The organism is Prevotella sp. oral taxon 376 (assembly GCF_003043945.1).
GTDB lineage: Bacteria > Bacteroidota > Bacteroidia > Bacteroidales > Bacteroidaceae > Prevotella.
Map to the genome: position 1 here is coordinate 215,235 of NZ_PYXG01000001.1, position 19,781 is coordinate 235,015.

22 protein-coding genes are annotated in these 19,781 nt (G+C 51.6%); 15 read left to right on the plus strand and 7 right to left on the minus strand.

Translation table 11 applies throughout. The features are described 5' to 3' along the window. Positions 1–11 precede the first annotated feature (11 nt). The 9 genes from C7120_RS00905 to C7120_RS00945 all read left to right on the plus strand — a co-directional run bounded on the left by C7120_RS00905 (position 12) and on the right by C7120_RS00945 (position 8,684). Entirely contained in the window at positions 12–977 is a 966-nt protein-coding gene (locus C7120_RS00905; protein ID WP_107619968.1) for a glycosyltransferase family 2 protein, read from the plus strand. After that, positions 965–1,441 carry a DUF6452 family protein gene (locus tag C7120_RS00910; protein ID WP_107619969.1) on the plus strand — a complete coding sequence of 159 codons (477 nt, stop codon included), beginning with the start codon at positions 965–967 and terminating at the stop codon, positions 1,439–1,441. The genes C7120_RS00905 and C7120_RS00910 overlap by 13 nt, the downstream gene beginning before the upstream one ends. Further along, on the plus strand, positions 1,389–2,081 hold the full coding sequence (locus C7120_RS00915) for a DUF6048 family protein (RefSeq protein ID WP_233246990.1): 693 nt from the start codon (positions 1,389–1,391) through the stop codon (positions 2,079–2,081). Before C7120_RS00910 ends, C7120_RS00915 begins: the two co-directional genes overlap by 53 nt. A gap of 4 nt (positions 2,082–2,085) precedes the next feature. Next, positions 2,086–3,120 carry an FAD:protein FMN transferase gene (locus tag C7120_RS00920; protein ID WP_107619971.1) on the plus strand — a complete coding sequence of 345 codons (1,035 nt, stop codon included), beginning with the start codon at positions 2,086–2,088 and terminating at the stop codon, positions 3,118–3,120. Positions 3,121–3,135: 15 nt separating this feature from the next. Further along, positions 3,136–3,807: a Crp/Fnr family transcriptional regulator gene (locus C7120_RS00925; protein ID WP_107619972.1), complete on the plus strand. Its 672-nt coding sequence runs from the start codon at positions 3,136–3,138 to the stop codon at positions 3,805–3,807. A gap of 84 nt (positions 3,808–3,891) precedes the next feature. Then, positions 3,892–5,976 (plus strand): M3 family metallopeptidase, encoded by a 2,085-nt coding sequence (locus tag C7120_RS00930; RefSeq protein ID WP_107619973.1) that lies wholly within the window; start codon positions 3,892–3,894, stop codon positions 5,974–5,976. Between the two features lie 24 nt (positions 5,977–6,000). Further along, positions 6,001–6,444, plus strand: coding sequence for a dCMP deaminase family protein (locus tag C7120_RS00935; RefSeq protein WP_107619974.1), 444 nt, complete (start codon positions 6,001–6,003; stop codon positions 6,442–6,444). Next, positions 6,431–8,158 (plus strand): S41 family peptidase, encoded by a 1,728-nt coding sequence (locus tag C7120_RS00940; RefSeq protein ID WP_107619975.1) that lies wholly within the window; start codon positions 6,431–6,433, stop codon positions 8,156–8,158. Before C7120_RS00935 ends, C7120_RS00940 begins: the two co-directional genes overlap by 14 nt. Next, positions 8,151–8,684 (plus strand): 5-formyltetrahydrofolate cyclo-ligase, encoded by a 534-nt coding sequence (locus tag C7120_RS00945; protein WP_107619976.1) that lies wholly within the window; start codon positions 8,151–8,153, stop codon positions 8,682–8,684. Before C7120_RS00940 ends, C7120_RS00945 begins: the two co-directional genes overlap by 8 nt. A gap of 128 nt (positions 8,685–8,812) precedes the next feature. Here C7120_RS00945 and C7120_RS00950 read toward each other — a convergent pair whose 3' ends face one another. Beyond that, entirely contained in the window at positions 8,813–9,103 is a 291-nt protein-coding gene (locus tag C7120_RS00950) for a DUF721 domain-containing protein (RefSeq protein ID WP_107619977.1), read from the minus strand. Continuing rightward, positions 9,090–10,214 (minus strand): DNA replication/repair protein RecF, encoded by a 1,125-nt coding sequence (locus tag C7120_RS00955; protein WP_107619978.1) that lies wholly within the window; start codon positions 10,212–10,214, stop codon positions 9,090–9,092. The genes C7120_RS00950 and C7120_RS00955 overlap by 14 nt, the downstream gene beginning before the upstream one ends. Before the next feature lie 202 nt (positions 10,215–10,416). Here C7120_RS00955 and C7120_RS00960 point away from each other — a divergent pair, with 202 nt between their 5' ends. From C7120_RS00960 to C7120_RS00975, 4 genes are all read left to right on the plus strand, one after another. Further along, positions 10,417–11,115 carry a tetratricopeptide repeat protein gene (locus C7120_RS00960; protein WP_107619979.1) on the plus strand — a complete coding sequence of 233 codons (699 nt, stop codon included), beginning with the start codon at positions 10,417–10,419 and terminating at the stop codon, positions 11,113–11,115. Further along, positions 11,115–11,591, plus strand: coding sequence for a 6,7-dimethyl-8-ribityllumazine synthase (gene ribH, locus C7120_RS00965; RefSeq protein WP_107619980.1), 477 nt, complete (start codon positions 11,115–11,117; stop codon positions 11,589–11,591). The genes C7120_RS00960 and ribH overlap by 1 nt, the downstream gene beginning before the upstream one ends. A gap of 31 nt (positions 11,592–11,622) precedes the next feature. Further along, positions 11,623–12,120 carry a 3'-5' exonuclease gene (locus C7120_RS00970; protein ID WP_107619981.1) on the plus strand — a complete coding sequence of 166 codons (498 nt, stop codon included), beginning with the start codon at positions 11,623–11,625 and terminating at the stop codon, positions 12,118–12,120. Between the two features lie 213 nt (positions 12,121–12,333). Then, complete coding sequence (locus tag C7120_RS00975; protein ID WP_107619982.1) at positions 12,334–12,717, plus strand: hypothetical protein; 384 nt, start codon at positions 12,334–12,336, stop codon at positions 12,715–12,717. Between the two features lie 2 nt (positions 12,718–12,719). Here the strand turns inward: C7120_RS00975 and C7120_RS00980 are convergent, their stop codons facing one another. The 3 genes from C7120_RS00980 to C7120_RS00990 form a co-directional block, all read right to left on the minus strand. Continuing rightward, positions 12,720–13,667 (minus strand): hypothetical protein, encoded by a 948-nt coding sequence (locus C7120_RS00980; RefSeq protein WP_146154182.1) that lies wholly within the window; start codon positions 13,665–13,667, stop codon positions 12,720–12,722. Between the two features lie 151 nt (positions 13,668–13,818). Next, on the minus strand, positions 13,819–14,394 hold the full coding sequence (locus C7120_RS00985) for a DUF4738 domain-containing protein (RefSeq protein ID WP_107619984.1): 576 nt from the start codon (positions 14,392–14,394) through the stop codon (positions 13,819–13,821). Positions 14,395–14,532: 138 nt separating this feature from the next. After that, complete coding sequence (locus C7120_RS00990; protein ID WP_107619985.1) at positions 14,533–15,081, minus strand: DUF4890 domain-containing protein; 549 nt, start codon at positions 15,079–15,081, stop codon at positions 14,533–14,535. A gap of 162 nt (positions 15,082–15,243) precedes the next feature. Here C7120_RS00990 and C7120_RS00995 point away from each other — a divergent pair, with 162 nt between their 5' ends. After that, entirely contained in the window at positions 15,244–15,924 is a 681-nt protein-coding gene (locus C7120_RS00995) for a DUF4230 domain-containing protein (RefSeq protein WP_107619986.1), read from the plus strand. Beyond that, entirely contained in the window at positions 15,905–16,552 is a 648-nt protein-coding gene (locus C7120_RS01000; protein ID WP_107619987.1) for a DUF4230 domain-containing protein, read from the plus strand. The genes C7120_RS00995 and C7120_RS01000 overlap by 20 nt, the downstream gene beginning before the upstream one ends. A 594-nt stretch (positions 16,553–17,146) precedes the next feature. Here C7120_RS01000 and C7120_RS01005 read toward each other — a convergent pair. Together C7120_RS01005 and C7120_RS01010 are read right to left on the minus strand one after the other, a co-directional pair. After that, positions 17,147–17,632, minus strand: coding sequence for a PaaI family thioesterase (locus tag C7120_RS01005; protein ID WP_107619988.1), 486 nt, complete (start codon positions 17,630–17,632; stop codon positions 17,147–17,149). Between the two features lie 151 nt (positions 17,633–17,783). Beyond that, entirely contained in the window at positions 17,784–19,778 is a 1,995-nt protein-coding gene (locus tag C7120_RS01010) for a DUF262 domain-containing protein (protein ID WP_107619989.1), read from the minus strand. Positions 19,779–19,781: the final 3 nt, after the last annotated feature.

Genomic DNA, 19,781 nt, shown 5'->3' on the forward strand with positions numbered 1-19,781 from the left:
AAAATGCACAAATGGACATTTCTGTTGTAATACCGCTTTTCAATGAAGAGGATTCTATACCGGAACTCTACCATTGGATAGAGCGCGTCATGAAAGCCAACGGCTTCAGTTTCGAAGTGATTTTCGTGAATGACGGCTCTACGGATGCCTCATGGCAGGTGATAGAAGACCTCTGTAAGGAATCGGAAGTAGTGAAAGGCATCAAGTTTCGCCGCAACTATGGCAAGAGCCCAGCCCTCTATTGCGGATTCAATGAAGCCCAGGGAGATGTCGTCATCACGATGGATGCCGACCTGCAGGACTCTCCTGGTGAGATTCCCGGGCTTTACAAGATGATCAAGGAAGGCGGATACGACCTTGTGAGCGGATATAAGCAGAAGCGCTACGATCCTCTCTCGAAAACCATCCCTACCAAAATATTCAACTGGACGGTGCGTAAGGTAAGCGGCATCCACAACCTCCACGATTTCAACTGCGGCCTGAAAGCTTACCGAAAGGATGTCGTAAAAAACATAGAGGTATATGGCGAGATGCACCGCTTCATCCCCTATCTGGCTAAGAATGCCGGCTTCGACAAGATCGGAGAGAAGGTGGTGCATCATCAGGCACGCAAATACGGCCAATCGAAATTTATGAAAATCAACCGCTTCGTCAACGGATACCTCGACTTGATGACACTCTGGTTCTTGGGAACATTCGGCAAAAAACCCATGCATGTCTTCGGATTCCTCGGCAGCGTGATGTTCTTCATCAGCTTCATAGCCCTTGCCGTATTGGGCATCAACAAAATCATAGAGCTCAACAATGGCACTTATGGAAACCTGGTTACAGATTCTGCCTGGTTTTACATCTTCCTCACCACGATGCTGATAGGCACGCAGATGTTCCTTTCAGGATTCCTCGGCGACCTCATAAGCCGATCCAACCCCAGTCGAAACGACTACCAAATCGAAGAGAAACTGAAATGCGAAGAATAATCCGAACCTTATCCCTAAGCCTCGTATTGCTGGCGATGGTGTCATGCGCAAGCATCGACTGCCCGTTGAACAACACGGTACACGCAAAGTTCAAGTTTTCCGCCACCGTGCCCTATACGCTCACGGTATCCGCGAAAATCTCGGAAGACAGCGACAGCATATTATTCAATAGAGGCGAAAAGGTTGACAGTATCCTGTTACCGATGAGCTACAGCCGCGCACAAGATGTTTACTACTTTGAGTTCACTGATGAAAACGGCACGAAAACCGACACGATTACGGTCTCGAAGGAAGACCGGCCTCACTTCGAATCCGTGGACTGCAGCCCTTCTATCTTCCACACCATCATGGGAGTGTCAAGCACAAACCTTGTAATAGATTCTATCGCCATCAACAATAAAGATGTAACCTATGACGAACGTAAGCCACACTTCATCATATATCTCAAGAGCAATACTAATTAACCTGATGCTGGTGCTGTCTTTGGGCGCCTTGGCACAGGGACGAAAGAAAATCATTGAACAGCCCGACACCATCTCCTTGTTTCGAGGCGTTGCCGTATCTTTCGATCTTGTCGGGGCAGGACAGTTGATATTCAGCAGCTACGGTCAGTATGAGGCTGCCCTCCGGATCAACCTGAAGGACCAATATTTCCCCGTCATAGAAGTCGGCTTGGGCAAGGCCGACGAGGATGATGTCTCCACGAAGCTCCACTATCAGACCTCGGCACCCTACGGAAGAGTGGGCATAGACTTCAATGTGATGAAGAACAAGCACGACGACTACCGCGTCTATGTAGGCGGCCGCTATGCCTTCAGCAGCTTCAAATACGACATCTTTTCGCCCGGCATGACCGACCCCGTATGGGGCGACCACATCGAATACAATCATCCGGGCAACAAAGGATCCTATCACTGGCTCGAGTTCGTGGGCGGCATCGATGCCAAAATCTGGAAATTCGTCCGCTTGGGATGGAGCATACGCTACAAGCGCCGCCTCTTCCACTCCGAAGCCGACATCGGCAACCCATGGTATGTGCCGGGATTCGGAAAACAGGGGGGCACGAGACTCGGGGCAACTTTCAATGTAATCTTCGAACTGTAATCGCATGAAATCCCGGAAAAGATTGTTCTGGCAGATTCCATTCCTGCTCTTCCTCATCATAGGCTCTGTCGCCATCATCCGGCAACAGCGCCCTCTTCCGTATCAACACGACGAGGGATTCATCTTCGGCACGGTCTACCACATTACTTACCAGAGCGACCGCAATTATCAGAAGGAATATATCGAGAATGTGGGCGAGCTCAACTGGGTCAATTATGAGTTCTCCATGTTCGACAAGAACTCCACCGTCTCGCGCATCAACGCCAACACCCCTTCCGTCAATATCAGCGACCGCTTCCTTGAGGTGTACCGCCTCGCGCAAGAGGTAAGCCGCGAAACCGAAGGGGCTTTCGACATTACCGTAGCCCCGTTGGTGAACGCGTGGGGGTTCGGATTCAAGCATCAGAAGTTTCCGGACAAGAAACAGGTAGACAGTCTGCTGCAATTCGTGGGCATGGACAAGTTTCGCATCACTCCTGACCGCCGCTACGAGAAGTCTGATCCGCGGGTGATGCTTGACTTCAGTGCCATCGCGAAAGGCTACGGGGCAGATGTCGTGGCCCGGTTCCTGAAGACAAAAGGAATCAAGAACTTCATGGTAGAGATTGGCGGAGAGGTGGTGACGAGCGGCATCAGCGAGAAACGGGCGCCCTGGAAAATCGGCGTTACGAAGCCTGCCGACGACTCCACCAGCACCGAGATGCAGTTGCAGACCGTCCTGAATGTTACCGACATTGCCATGGCCACCAGCGGTAACTATCGCAACTTCTACTATAAAGGCGGCCGGAAATATGCTCACACCATTGACCCTCGTACAGGCCGCCCCGTGCAACACAACATCCTGTCGGCCACGGTGCTAGCTGACCGGTGCGCGAAAGCCGACGCCTATGCCACGAGTTTCATGGTACTGGGACTTAAAGAGACTAAGAAAGTTCTCGAGAAACATCCAGAACTGATGGCCTATCTCATCTATTCTGATGCCAACGGCAACAACGCCATCTGGTATTCACCTTCCTTGAAAGACAAAATCATAGAGTAACTGCCGATTCCTGACATGCCAGACCTTCACCTGTACGACAAGCTCCTGCAATTTCCGCTATTTCAGGGAATGAACCGAAACGACCTTGACGATATCGTGGCTTACACCCGACTGGGATTCCATAAGTTCAGGACGGGAGACGACATCGTCAGGGAAGGTTACGACGGCAACCATCTGTATTTCCTTGTTGATGGAAAAATCAAAATCATCACTTCGGCCGCCGACCGCAGCTTCACTTTCGCCGAGTATCGCCTTTCGCCTGAAACATTCCAGATGGAAGCCCTCTTCGGACTCAGCCACCGTTTCTCCCACACCTATCAAGCGTCCTCTGACTGCAACCTCATCTCCATCGCCAAAGAGGATGTGAGGAAATTCTACAACACTTTTCTGGTATTCCGCATCAACTATATCAACCTGATTACCTCGCGCTTGCAAAAGTCGGACGACAACATGTGGAGAACCACTCCCCCCGACACCCGACACCAGATCGTCAACTTCTTCCGCTCCCACTGTCTCTATATGTCGGGAGAAAAGGATATCGACATCAAAATGGCGAAGCTGGCCGAAGAGCTTCGCGAGGCGCGCAGCCACATCTCCCGGACACTAAACGAGATGGCTGAGGAGGAACTCATCCAGCTGTCCCGTGGCAAAATACACATTCCCGCCCTCGAGAAACTGCTGATGTAAAATATAAGTTAAAAATCAATTTATTAATAAGGTGTATCTAATATTTTTGCTATTTTTGCAGGAAATATAAGCAACGAGGTTAGTATGAATGGAAATAAGCCGGAGAAAGAGAAGCATATAAATCCCTTTTTCGTCCCCTATAACACGCCGCACGACACGGTGCCTTTCAATCGCATCCAGACAGCCGACTATGAGGAGGCCTTCATGGAAGGCATCCGCCGCGACGACGAGGAAATCGACAAGATTGTCAACGACCCAGAGACACCCACCTTCGAGAATACCGTCATCCGCGTGGACACTTCGAAAGGCGAGCATTACTACGATCTGCTCGACCGGGTGTCGAATGTATTCTCGTGCATGCTCAGTGCGGAGACCAACGACGACCTCGACGCACTGGCCCAGAAAATGAGCCCCATCCTCACCAAGCATGCCAATGATGTAACCCTGAACAAGCGTCTCTTTGAACGCTACAAGTATGTCTACGAACACCACCGTGAGCTTACTCCCGAGGAGCATACTCTTTTGGAGAAAGGCTACGAGGGCTTTGTGCGCAGCGGAGCCTTACTGGACGACGAAGGGAAAGCACGATTACGCAAGCTCACAGAAGAAGCTGGCGTGCTCGCATTGCGGTTCTCGCAGAACCTGCTGAAGGAAAACAAGGCTTTCGAACTTCTTCTTAGCGATGAGCGGCAACTCGAAGGGCTCCCCCCCACGGCCGTTGAAGCGGCAAGGAAATCCGCCAAGGACAACGGGAAGGAAGGATGGCTCTTCACGCTTGATTTCCCGAGCTACAATCCTTTCATGACCTATTCCACCCAGCGCGACCTCCGGAAAAAGATGTACATGGCACGCAACACGGAGTGCACACACGACAACGACCGGAACAACCTTGAGATTTGCAAGCGTCTCATAAATCTCCGCCGCGAGACGGCACAGCTCCTCGGCTACGCCACCTATGCAGACTATGTACTCAAGGAGCGCATGGCAAGCAACACGGCAAATGTCTACAAGCTGCTGAACGACCTGATTGCCGCTTACAAACCGACAGCCATCGAGGAGGTCGACGAGATAGAGCAACTGGCCAGAAAGCTGGAAGGCGACGACTTCAAGGTCCAGCCGTGGGACTTCAGCTATTATTCCCATAAGCTCCAAATGGAGCGTTTCAACCTCGACGCAGAGATGTTGCGCCCCTATTTCAAGCTCGAGAATGTTATCAAGGGCGTGTTCGGGCTCGCCACTCGCCTCTATGGCATCACCTTCAGTGAAAACAAGAACATCCCCGTCTATCATCCCGATGTGAAGGCCTATGAGGTCTTCGACGGCGATGGAAGCTATCTGGCTGTGCTCTATGCCGACTTCCATCCCCGCAAGGGGAAGCAGGGAGGCGCCTGGATGACGGAGTTCCGAGGACAGTGGATCGACCACAAGGGCAACAACATCCGTCCACAGGTGAGCCTTGTGATGAACCTCACCAAACCCACGGAAGACAAGCCGGCCCTCCTGACGCTCGGAGAAGTGGAGACATTTCTCCACGAATTCGGCCATTCTCTCCACGGCATGTTCGCCAATACGCGTTTCGCGAGCCTCTCGGGCACCAATGTGTGGTGGGATTTCGTTGAGCTCCCATCGCAGTTCATGGAGAACTATGCCGTAGAGAAAGACTTCCTGCGCACCTTCGCTTTCCACTATCAGACCGGCGAGCCGCTGCCCGACGAGCTCATCGGGCGTATCGTCAGGAGCCGCAACTTTATGGCTGCCTATGCCTGTATGCGGCAGGTGAGCTTCGGACTGCTCGACATGGCCTACTACACCAAGAGCGACGAGTTCAAGGAAGACATCATCCCGTTTGAGAAAAAGGCCTGGCAGGAGGCCATGGTTACCCGCCAGTTGCCTGACACCTGTATGACCACCCAGTTCTCACATATCATGGCTGGCGGCTATGCCGCAGGCTACTACAGCTACAAATGGGCAGAGGTGCTCGACGCGGATGTCTTCAGCGTATTCAAGACAAACGGCATCTTCGACCGCAAGACCGCACAGAGTTTCCGTGATAACATCCTCTCCAAGGGGGGCACAGAGCACCCGATGACACTCTACAAGCGGTTCCGCGGACAAGAACCCACCATCGACGCACTCCTGGAACGCAACGGAATCAGGAAAACAACATAACCGCAACATAACGCGCACAAACCTATGGAACAAGGAATCAAGCAACGCGACCTCGACTACAGATACCTTCGTATGGCACGCATCTGGTCTGAAAACAGCTATTGCGAGCGCCGCCATGTGGGAGCCTTGGTGGTGAAAGACAAGATGATCATCAGCGACGGCTACAACGGGACGCCCAGCGGGTTCGAGAATATATGCGAAGACCCCAACGGCATTACCAAGCCCTATGTGCTCCACGCCGAGGCCAATGCCATCACGAAGCTTGCCCGCAGCAGCAACAACAGCGACGGCAGTACGCTCTATGTTACCGCCTCGCCCTGCATAGAATGCTCCAAACTCATCATACAGGCCGGCATCAAGCGAGTGGTCTACGGCGAGAAATACCGACTCGAAGACGGCATCAACCTCCTCAAGAGAGCCCATATAGAAGTTGTCTATCTAAATCCGGAAGAAAATGAATCCAAATAAGAATAATCGCTATACCCCGCTGTTTATTGCCGTCGCCGTGGTGGTCGGCATCGTCATCGGCACTTTCTTTGCCAACCACTTCTCTGGCAACCGTCTCAACATCATCAACAGCGGCAGCAACCGTCTCAACAACCTGCTCCACTTCATAGACGACCAATATGTGGACGAAGTGAACATCGACTCCCTCGTCGACAAGGCCATCCCGCAAATCCTGTCGCAACTGGACCCCCACTCGGTCTATATCAGCGCGGAGGACGCCCAGGTGGCTGCCGACGACCTGAAAGGCTCGTTCTCGGGAGTGGGCATTGAGTTCACCATCCGTCAGGATACCATCCATGTGCAGAATGTAGTCAAGAACGGACCAGCCGAGAAATCAGGCATCCTGGCCGGCGATAAGATCGTCAGCGTGGATGGAAAACCGTTCGTGGGAAAGCAGGTTACCAACGAGGAAGCCATGCACCGGCTGAAAGGCCCGAAAGACACGAAGGTCAAGATTGGCGTCGTGCGCTATGGCGCCAAGGACATCAAGTATTTCACCGTAACGCGCGGAGAGATCCCGCAGCACAGCATTGCCGCCACCTATATGCTCGATGAGACCACCGGATATGTGCGTATCAAGAACTTCGGAGAGACCACCTATGCCGAGATGCTCATCTCGCTGGCCAAGCTCTCGCGGCAAGGCTTCAAGAATCTGGTCATCGACCTGCGCGACAACACGGGCGGCATCCTCACCTCGGCCACCCAGATGGTCAATGAATTCCTACCCAAAAACAAACTCATCGTCTATACGCAGGGCCGCAAGTCGCCGCGCCAGGAATACCTTTCCAACGGCCACGGCAGCTATCAGGACATTCCTCTGGTGGTGCTCATCAACGAAGGATCAGCCTCCGCGGCCGAGATTTTCGCGGGCGCGATACAAGACAACGACCGGGGCACCATCATTGGCCGCCGCTCGTTTGGCAAGGGATTGGTGCAGCAACAGGTGGAGTTTCCCGACCACAGTCTGCTCCGCCTCACCATCGCGCGCTACTACACGCCCTCCGGCCGCTGCATCCAGAAGCCTTACAAGATGGGCGACGAGGCCGACTACGCGCAGGATATGCTCACCCGCTATCAGCGGGGCGAGATGTTCTCGCAAGATTCCATCAGGCACACAGGCCCCCAATATCACACGGGCATCGGCCGCGTGGTTTACGGAGGAGGAGGTATCACTCCCGATATCTTCATCCCCGAGGACACGCTCGGCATGACTTCTTACTACAAGAGGGCCGCCATGAGCGGTCTCATCCTGCAGTTTGCCTTCACCTATACCGACGACAACAGGCTAAAACTCAACAATTTCACGGAGATGCAGCAGCTGGCCGACTATCTGGTGAAGCAGAACACGGTGGAGAAATTCGCCTCCTATGCCGACAAGCACGGGCTGCAACGGCGCAATCTGATGATTCGGAAATCGCACAAACTGCTCGAACAATACATCAATAGCCGCATTATCTACAATATGCTCGACGAGGAAGCCTGGAACGAATACCTCAATCTCGGCGACCCCGCCATATCTGCGGCGAAGAAACTGTTCGATAGCCATTCGGCCTGGCCTGAAAAGATGGTCAGGAAAACAGACGCAAAACAACCGGGGCGAACGGCTCGCCTGGAGCCGAGGAGCTTCGACTACGCGCCCACCCACAACCGTTATACGACACTGGCACATGCCTAAGAAGGAACTCAGAGAGGAAATCAGGCGGCGCAAGCATCGCTTCACGCGGGAGCAGTTGCGTGAACGCTCACTTCCGATCGTGGCCCGGCTGCTCGCGCATCCCCGCCTCATGGAGGCGGAGACCGTGCTGCTCTATTACTCGCTGCCCGACGAGGTGGACACCCACGGCATGGTCGACGAGCTCCTGCGGCAAGGAAAGACCGTGTTGCTGCCCGTCGTCATGCCCGACCGAGGCATGCAGCTCTGCCGCTATGAGGGGCCGGAAACCATGCGGGAAGACGAGTTCCACATCCTTGAGCCCACGGGAGAGCCTTTCACTGACTACGAACAGATTGGCGTGGCCGTGATTCCCGGCATGAGCTTCGATGCCCGCGGCAACCGCCTCGGGCGCGGAAAGGGCTATTATGACCGTTTTCTCAAACTACTTCCCCACGCCTACAAGATAGGCGTTTGCTTCGATTTCCAGCGGTCGGAACAGGTGCCCGTCGGAGCAAACGATATCCCCGTGGACGAGGTCATCAGCTAAGAGGCCGCGGCCCAACCGCGAATCCTGAAAAAAGAAATTGTTATCCGTGATGTTACAAACGGCTTGTAACACGATTACACGCTGCTTGTAATGCGATTACACACTGCGTGTAATCGGATGGGAAACCGTCAGAAGAATCGTATATCGGTAATGATCATGCCGCCCACCTGCGTGTTTAGCCGCTTCAGCAGCTGCGTGCGCATCATGCTTAAGTCCTGTCGCAAGGCCGGGTTGGTGATTTTCACGAAGAGCGTCTGGTTCTTGATAAACTTCTCGCCGGTATATTTCGCCACGGTCTTTCCGGCAACCAGCTCCCAGGAATCTATCAGCCGCTTCTGCTTCAGCGGCGTTTCCAAGCCCTCGTCGCGGAGCAACTTGTTGATGACATCCGCCAGCGACTCCACCTTACGCCTGAACATACAACTCCTCCTTCCGCTCGCGGATCTCCCCGCCATCGACCTCAAACAACCTGTAATCAAAGCCGTTGTGGGCAAGAATTTGGTCGAGATGGTCGCGATTGGTATCCGTAATGAAGATTTGTCCATAATTTTCGCCCGAGACAAGCTTCACGATCTGCTCCACGCGACGGGCATCGAGTTTGTCGAAGATGTCGTCCAGCAGGAGCAGCGGCACCGTCGTAGAGGCCGTGCGCTTGAGAAAGTCAAACTGGGCGAGCTTCAGCGCAAGGACAAAAGTCTTGCTCTGTCCCTGACTTCCCTCACGACGCATGGGATATCCGTCTATCAGCATCTCCAGGTCATCACGGTGAATGCCGTGAAGACTGTAGCCCACGGCACGGTCTTTCAGTCTGTCGCGGCGTATGACCTCCAGCAGAGGCCCCCGCTGACAATGGGAGACATAGCTCAGCGAGACCACCTCGCTCCCGCAGGAAACTGTCTGATAAATTGACTGGAATATCGGTATCAACTCCTGCACGAAAGCCTCCCGTTTCCGGAAAATCAACTCCCCCTGCGACGCCATCTCCTCCTCCCATATCTCGAGGAGGGCCTGGTCGGGCTCTTCCTCCATCCTCAATAGTGCATTGCGCTGCTGCAAGGCCTTGTTATAGCGGCTGAGAGCCTCGATATAAGGGTTGTCGTACTGGGAAATCACCACATCCATCAGGCGGCGGCGTTCCTCGGAGCCTCCCTCGATGAGGACAGAATCGGACGGCGAGACGAAGATGAGCGGAATCAGACCTATGTGCTGGGAAAGCCGGCGATACTCCTTCTTGTTGCGTTTGAAGTGCTTTTTCACCCCCCGCTTCATCCCGCAGTAAATCCGCTCGCTGTCGCCGCTTTCATTCTCGTAGGTTCCCTCGAGAACGAAGAAGTCCTGATCGTGGGTGATCACCTGGGAGTCGACAGGATTGAAGGCGCTCCGACAGAACGACAGATAATAGACGGCATCGAGGAAATTGGTCTTCCCCACACCGTTCTGCCCGATGAGGCAATTCATCTTGGACGATAAATCGAGCGTTGCCTCACGGATATTCCTGTAGTTGAGAATCGAGATTTTCTTAAGAATCATATGCCTGGAATCCTACAAGCAGCTGTCTTTCTGCCTGCGTTGTGATTGCAAAGTTACGCCTTTTATCATTGAAAAACGAAAAAAGTAAGGAATAAATTTCAATATGTGAGATAATTTGAGTAAATTTGCTGCGCCATTATAGGCCTGTCGGTCGATGACGATGGCAAACGATTCAGACACAAAATAAAAAACAATCAATAAAATGGCAAAAAAACAAGAGCAAGCGCCCGCGGCAGAGGCGTTCACCATCTCTGAGGCTTTTATCACCAAATACAAGAAGCCTCTCATCATCGCAGTCGTTGCACTGCTCGTAATCATCGCCGGCATCTTCAGCTACAAGTACTTTGTTTCCGCCCCCCGGGAGGAGAAGGCAAGTACGGCTCTCGGTCTGGGACAGCAGTATTTCAACCAGGAGAGCTTTGACAAAGCCCTCAACGGAGACGGCGCTTCCTATGCGGGTTTCGCCAAGATTGCCTCCGACTACAGCGGTACGGATGCCGGCAATCTTGCCAACCTCTATGCCGGCCTTTGCTATGCCAACCTGGGCAAGTGGCAGGAAGCCGTGAAATATCTGGATGAATATTCGCCTTCCGATGATGCCATGGTCAGCCCGGCAGCGGTAGCCGCACTCGGAAACGCCTATGCCCATGTAAACCAACTCGACAAGGCGGTAAGCAATCTGAAGAAAGCAGCCGACATGGCAGACTCCGAAACCCGTAGCGGCGTCAACAACAGCCTCGCCCCTACTTTCCTCCTGCAGGCAGCCATCATCCTCGAAAGTCAGAACAAGACCGGCGAGGCTCTCGGCATCTACAAGGATATCAAGGAAAAATATGTGAACTCCGCCCTCGTCCAGAGCCAGGAGATCGACAAGTATATCGAACGCGCACAGGACAAGTAATGGCCACCGCACTACATCATCTGTCAGACTACGACCCGGCCAAAGTGCCTGATGCCAGCAACATGTGCTTCGGCATCGTGGTCGCGGAATGGAATCAGGAGATCACGGGAGCCCTGCTTGACGGTGCCGTCAAGACACTGGAGAAGCACGGATGCCTGCCCGAGAACATTCATGTGAAAACCGTTCCGGGAAGCTTTGAGCTCATCTACGGTGCCCAGCAGATGACGAAAAACGACGGATTCGACGCCGTCATCATCCTCGGCAGCGTCATCCGGGGTGAAACGCCGCATTTCGACTATATCTGCGAGGGCGTTACCTACGGCATAGCCCGCCTCAACGCCAGCCAGAATATCCCCGTTATCTATGGACTTCTCACCACCGACAACCTGGAACAAGCCAGGGAGCGCAGTGGCGGAAGGTTAGGTAACAAGGGCGACGAGTGTGCCGTGGACGCCATCAAGATGGCTAAATTCTAATCAGGAAAACAGACAATCGGGAAAGAGGTTGTTGAAAGATTTCGCAGCGATAGACTTTGAAACGGCAAACGGCTGTAGGACCAGTGTTTGCAGCGCGGGTGCGGTGATAGTAGAGAATGGTAGAATTACCGATTCATACTATCACCTCATTCGTCCTATTCCCAATTATTACACCCAATTCACGACGGCCGTCCATGGCCTCGTTTACAAAGACACCGAGGACGCGCCGCCCTTCCCGGAAGTATGGGCGGAGATTGTTCCCAAAATCAGACACTTGCCTCTGGTGGCTCACAACAAGGCTTTCGACGAGAACTGCTTGAAGGCCGTGTTTCTGGCTTACGGCATGGAATATCCGGATTACCGGTTTTATTGCACGCTGATTGGTGCACGGAAAGCCTTTCCGCGAGGCACCATTGAGAACTATCAGCTGCAGACCGTAGCCATGCGGTGCGGTTTCGACCTGACGAGACACCACCATGCGCTGGCCGACGCGGAAGCTTGTGCCCACATAGCCATGAAGATTTTATGACCAAAGGAATACACTGTCCCGAGAAGCTGATATTTCTCGTGGAAGAAATGGGGTGTCGCGAGATACCGCACACATGAGGATTTCTCCGACGAGGAAAACTTCCGGAAGAACGGAAGAGCGCCCAAGCAATCGGCCGGGCGCGGCTCCGACCACCTGCGCCGCCTGTCTCCTCGAGCTACGGAAACGCGAATTTAAAAAATTATAGAATAGAATATGAAACTGACACATTTACTTCAGGCTTACGGCTTTGATGAACTTATGCCCATCATTAATGAAATGTTCCCCGGAACAAACAGGTTCCGATCACAATTACAGGTGGCTTACGACATCATGGTCAACATGCGTCCAGTGCCCTCAAAGAAGGTCATCCGGTTTCAGACCCTTCGCGATGAGAAAGGCTCGTTGTCATATATGGGAGCCGAAGACAGCTGCTTTGACTCAACCTGGGAGGTGTGCCTCGGGAAAGAAGTAACGCGAGAAAAAGGCGTTGACCTAAGCGAAGTGGAGCTTGCGGCCAACTGCCTTGTAAACCTGTGTCTGCAAGGGCATTACCCAAAAACCTTTGAAAGTGCCCATCAGCAGCTCATGAAGGGTTAATATTATCTATGTCCGTTGCCGAAACTACCGCCTGAAGGGGTGCTCTGACGCTGGGGGGCACTCGTCGACGGGCTACTGTTCCCGAAAGTGGAAGAACGGGTTACAGTGGATGGAGGTGTCGTGGAGCGACTTCCGAAGTTGCGGTTACCACTTCCTTCCGTATGTCTCTGAGCAGGCGTATTGATACTTCCGCCGGCCCTGTCCTGGGTTGTGTTCGCCTGCTGACGGGCATTGCCGCCGCCAAAACTGCCATTGCCGTTTACGCGCCCGGTAGATACCCTGCGGTCATTGCCTACCCTGCCGCCGAACACGCGCTCATTCCCGTTGCCCAAACCACCGTTATATTGTGGGGCAGTTCTTTCCGCAGAACCTCTCACCGGGTTGTTGCGACGGATGTTGTCGGTTCTTCCGCCGAAGCTGCGATTTGCATAATAGCTGCTGCCCGTGCGGTTATGGCCACCCCGATAGGACGCATAGTTGTTCGGCCGCTCATAATAATAATAGCCCGGATCGTGATACCTATTATATATATTGTATACCACGGTGTTGTTATAATATCCCAGCGGACGATAGAAATAGCCGGCATCCGTATAGTAATTGTACTGGTAACGGGAGAGCACATACCGCAAATCGGAGTTACGGCGAGCCCAATAGGAACCATAAAAGTCATTGTAACTGCGCACATTGAGCAGATAGTCGAGGTTGATTTCATAGACTGCCGCATACTGGGCCGCGTTCAATCCCATCTCGTAAGCCATCTTATCCGACAAGTAAAGGGCCTGATTCCGGGCGTCGCTGTAGCTGAACAAGCCATAACTGCTATAGTCATCGTAGTAATAAGAGTCGTCATAAGCCGAAACTCCCGCACCCACACTCAAGAACGAGCCACATGATGAAAGACTCACCATCATCGCCGTAAGACCTGCTATTGCCAATATATTCTTTTTCATAATAGCACTCCTTTAATCGTTATACATCTTGTTTTATACCGCAAAGATAGAAGAAAAATCCATACGGCAACGGGGGATTATCCCTAAATCGCAGGTGTTTTTCCCTATTGTTGAGTGTATTCAGGATGTCAGGGAGCAGAGTGCTTCAAGACTATACGCCGTCTTCCTCCGATTCATCGGACACTCCCTCCGGAGAGATGGTGTCCAGTTGGGTGTCCTTGCTGATGGTGATGCTGCCCGTGCGGTCGACCTTTACCACCAGCGGGATATACTCATCGCTCGACTTGTCGGGTGAGCCCACGCTTGCCGCAAAAATCAGCTTGTCGCCTTCAGCCTTGTCGAAGACTACACCGAGAAAGGCTCCGTTCTTCGCGAAGGAGGCGCTGATGTATGGCTGGAAATCGCTCTTCGCAAATTCACGCTTCAGGAATTCCGAGCCGTCCTTCCGCAAAATGCGGAGCGTGGTGCGGTTGTCATAATACCGCTGTTCCCCTTCGGAGATTACCGGCAGCGAGAAGTCGGCATGGAAATAGAGGTCAATCGTATACTCCGAGCCCGCCCATGCCACCTTTGTCTGCTGGCGATAGTCGCCCATCTTGCGGACGGCGGAAGGCTTCACGACCTTGGGTTTATGGGTGATAATCTCATTCTCATTCTTTTTCTTGCCGCACGAGGCGAGCAACAGGGCCGACAGGAGCAACAAGACAAGGGAAAGTCTACTCTTCATTTTATGGCTAAGTTTTATTCGTTACAAAGATAATCAAAAATCCCGAGAACACAAAAAAGGCGCCCCCGATTTACGGAGACGCCCCAATCAAATGACCTTTATAACCTATTGAATCTCTCAACTATATACGCAATTCTCTTATTTTTTCTCGCTCTTGTCCGCACGACAGTTGCCACAGCATGGCTTTCCGTCCATCCCGTCCTGACGACGAGGCCCGCGATTCATGAACTGCTTGCAGTCGCGCTGATATTCAGAGAACTTCTCGCTGCCGAGAATTTTCTCCAGCTCTTTGTCGTAAGCCTCACGAGCCAGCTTCCTCTCATTGCGCTTCTTGTCCTTCTCTTCCTTGCTCAGGGAGCATTTCTGGACTGTCGCCCCCGTCGTACCATCGGCCTGAGGCTGCTTGGCATCATCTTTATTCATGTGATGATGGGGGCACACATGGCCCTTCCCGCCAGGCCGGAGACCACCCGGCATGGGCAGCTTGTCGGCATATTCCTCGTTCAGCTTCTTCAGTTTCTTGGCCTGCTGGTCGTTCAGGTCATATCGCTTGACCATCCGGTCGGTGTGGCGCTGAACCATCTCGGCCTTGTCGGGTTTCTTTCCGTCCTTATTATCTACATCCTGTGCCAGGACTGCACCTGACATTGCGAATACGGCTACGATAGCCAGAATCAGTCTTTTCATCTTTTTTCGATTTTAAATTGATAATCTCTTTTCTTAAACACAATTGCTTATTTGACGACGGAGGCCGGCAAAAGTTTAATCGATTAAGATTTTTTCAGGTTTACCGTCATCATTTTATCGCTTTTTTGTTACCTTTGTCTCGATATTAACTATTTATTAGGGATGAAACCACCAGTATTATACCTCACCTTGTTCATCATACTGCTGTCCTCCTGCTCGGGAAGGAAGACAGAGCCAGACGCCTCTGCCCTCGACACCATTCCCATGATGGTGATGCAGATACAGCGGTGCTCGCGCCTCTACACGGCCGAATACCAGCTCCACAAAATCATCACGCACGATGACACGAAGAAACTGGAAGGCTCGTTCATGAACAAGGATTTCAGCATCGACCTCCCGCTGGGCAAGCGCAAGATAGCTCTCCCGCTGGACGCGACGGTAAAAGCCTACATCGACTTCAGCGACTTTTCGGAGAAGAACATACGCAAGCAGGGCAACCGAATCGAGGTGATACTGCCCGACCCGAAGGTGGTGCTCACGAGCACGAGGATAAACCATGAGGACGCAAAACAGTATGTGGCGTTCACAAGGAGCAACTTCACCGACGAGGAGCTGACGAGCTATGAGCAGCAGGGACGCGACCAGATCGTGAAGGTCATCCCGAGGCTCGGCATCATAGAGACGGCCCGCTCCAACGCGGCGAGCATCCTCATCCCCATGATGGAGCAGATGGGCTACAAGCGGGAAAACATCAGGATCACCTTCCGCAAGGACTTCACGCTCAAGGACATCCGGCGGCTGATTGATAAAACGACGATAGAAAATGGAAAGACAATCCAATAATCTCCGAGATACACTCAAGCGGCTGACTGCGCGCATCTCGATCACGGCATGGATGATCATAGCCTCGGCCATCCTCGTCGTCCTCATGGCAGTCTTCTCACTGGCATGGCTCAACCGCGACAACCACCTTTCCTTGAGCACGAACGACAGAATCAACATCACCCCGACGCAAGTGAAATCGATAGAAAACATCGGTGAATGGGAGTTTCTCTCCATCAGCGACGAGGAGCTGGTGGATACTGTGAGCCACGGTTTCTTTGGCGACAGCGAGCTCGTCAGAATCTATTACGGCACCCTGCGGCTGGGCGTGAACCTCCACAAGGTGATGCCGGGCTGGATTGCCACCGACAAGGACACTGTCGTGGCGACGCTTCCCCCGATAGAATTGCTCGACAACGATTTCATCGACGAGGCCAGGACCCTGTCGTTCCATGAGTCAGGATCATGGTCGCAAGCCGACCGGAAAGCGCTCTACGAGAAAGCCTACAGGGTCATGAAACAGCGCTGCATGAACCGGAAGAATATCGAGATAGCCGAGAAGAACGCCGCCCTGCAGTTCGACAATCTGCTCCGATCGATGGGATTTGAGTTTACAAGAATAAAATTTGACAAGACCGGGAGAAAATAAAGATCAGGAACAGGGTCCTTACCTGCATCGCACGGTTCTCCACAGGATGCCACCCGCCCTGCTCCGAAAGGCCCGCCATGATGGTGAAGCCCAAGATATTCTATCCCAATCACTTCTCCGAGACCCCCCTCGAGGAAATGAGAATGGCACTCGAAAGGCTCGACATCGACATCCGGACGCATCCCTTTACATAACGACAAAAGCCCTCCAAGAGCACGGGGCACGCAAGACCGCAAGCCAGGAGGTGGCCACCCCGTTCGCCGACAGATGCTCCCCCGAATGTTACAAGCGGTGTGTAACGGTGTTACAAGCAGCGTGTAATCCTGTTACAAACTGCTTGTAACACCCTTATATACGGCAGAGAAAAATTCTCCCCACGACCATTGTCTCCCTCGTTTGTCCCTTGCACCGCCGGCGCAGACAGCAACAACCCGGTCTATGGGCAATGGCAGCCCTTCAAAGAAAGGAGAAACAGACCGACCTCCACGATCCTTTCCTGTAGTGGGGGAACTCCCTCCCTATGGGAAAGGACTGCGGAGAAAATCTCTTTTAGTTCTTTTCCCCTTACTTCCTACTCCTCCCTAAAAGGGAGAACTACATGGAAAGCAATTGCTCGTCTTCCACTTCGCAATGGGTGAAACCCATCTCCCGCGCCTTTTCCTGGCTCATCGCATAGTACACCACATCAGCCTCCACGCAGATCTCGGCATTGCTGTTGGCTATCGTCGCATGCATGAAGACGAGGTTGCGCTTCTGGTCGGTGAGGCGAGCCTTCACCGTGAGGAGTGAGTCGGTCGATTTCACGGGCACCCGGTATCGCAAGTCGAGTCGGCTCGTAACGCCCGTAGTCTGGAGCTTCCGCATAACCACCCATCCACAGGTCTCGTCGATGAGGGTGGAAAGGATGCCTCCGTGCAGTGTCTCCACCCATCCCTGATAGTGCTCCGAGGGGTGCCAGAAAGAGATGATGTCGTCTCCGTCCTCGAAGAATTCCATATGAAGTCCTATCGGATTGCCCGGCGCACAGCCGAAGCAGTCATACCCCTCCCTGTCCAACCACGGGTTCCTGATCTTTCGCATAGTCTTGTCGTTTTCTGCAAAAATAGGAAAAAATATTGATACATGCCGCAAGAGATGCCTGTTTTTTCACCTTAAAGACGATGTTTTTATCTTGTTTTTACAGATTCCCAATCCTGTAACCTATTTCCTTTCGCAATAATCATGGGTACTGTCAGCCTCCCATCAGAATCTTTAGCATCGCCGCTTGATGTCTCTTCACATCTTCGAAATTCCATTCATGGCCTGCTTCTCTATTCCCACTATTCACATTATCTTGACACATTTGCATCATAATCATAAACTTCAGCGAAGCCACACCCACTCTTGATATTTTTCCGGACGAATCCAAATAACGAATAAGTTTTGCTTTGGGACTCCAGCATGAACCAGAGCTGTTAACTTCGCTGCCTATCATGGCATAATTGCCGAAGCTGTTGATTTCGTTTTCGTTCATGATACTTCCGACATTAGCTTGCGGAAAGAAGTGTTCTAATGAACGGCGAGTGCGCGAGAAATAGAATTGATCGAATACCTTTTGCCCAAAGTCTGAGCAGCCCAGTTGACGGAAAAAAGCCTGACGCATATAATCACTTTCCCGCAGTTTCTTTCCCGATAGGGTTTCAGCATACATCTCCCATAACCGATAGTCCATGTAATTGAAAACAAACAACGGAATACCTTTCGATTTCTCACTACCATCGCCATAGATGCTAACAAAGTCAGAGATGGCATTATGTGCCTCCACATCTATTCTCCCCTTTTTGAGTACAACACTGTCAAAGGATCCCGGCAATGGGGTATTGATCTCGTTTAGATACATTTTATTCAGATAGATGTCAAAGAAATACTTATCTGCCAATCTCGACAGGAAAGTACAATAATGCCGAAGGTCTCTATCGCTAAAAAGATGAAGCAAGCAGTAGAACAAATAGTTCTTGCGCTGACGAGGGGTGAAAGACACCTCAAACATCGATAGCAGCTGGACCAGCCTTTCCTGCAAATTCTTGTCTTCAGAAAGATTTCTGGAATAATAGGACTTACCCTCATGCTGCCAATGCTCCAACTGCCACGGATTACTGTCAGGGGTATCTGCTTCATCGGCATGGTGTACAACATAGTTATCAAGAAGATACTTCGCCCTAAGAAGATTAAAGCCAAAGCGTTTGACAAAGTCTCTGTCCGGCTTAGCATTCTCAAAAGCATTGATAAGTTCCTTGTCGTCAAGGATAAAACTTCCCGGCTCAAAACCAGATTCACTCATACGAGTGATCTTCAGTACGATAAGCAAGAAGTTTGGAAAGTCGATAATAGGCTGGAATACCTCCGTTCTACCAAACCCATCGTCCGAAACATTAGTGCCAGAAACTCCTTTGATAAACTCCTCCAGAGTATGCACCTTATGATTTCCCCCAATATCAGGAAGATCATCAAATGATACTTCAAAATACTTGAATGTCCGCAAATCTTGCCCGAAGACAGATTCGGCCTGAGGATATCTCATCTGTACATATACATTCATTTCGCTACATGCCTGCCATATCATGGCAAACTTATTCCGATCACTTTCGTCAAGATACGCAATAAGTTTCGCTTTTACTATCTCATGCTTCTCCAACTGCTCCCCACGCGAGTTCATCACCTCAAAATAATGGTTTAGGTCTACATCTCTTGGCACATTATAATGTATAATATGTACCTGCTCAAGCAAATAGTTTGCAAAACATTTCTTTTGTGTATCACCAACAACCTCATTGATTGCATGTTTCACTATATAATATCCTTGTTGGATTCCAAAGTCGACATCATCACTATCCATACCGGACAATGTGCCTATAGTACGATTAGACTTTTCTCGTGCCCGATAAGTCAGTTTGCTACCAGTCTTCTCACCTAATGCCTTCATAATAAGGTAAAGTGTTGTCAAGCGTTGCTGGCCATCTATGACCTCATATTTATTTTCACCTTTATCGTAGGATACCAGAGTACCTATGAAATAAGTTTCCTTCTTCATTTTGCAGGCATCCCATACATCATTTACCAATGCTGTTATTTCTTCGTTTTCCCATGCATAATTACGCTGATAGATAGGTATCTCGTATGTAATATTTTCTGGACTATTGAAGATACTATTTATAGACAGTTCTTGGAGAGGCAGATTATCATTCATATT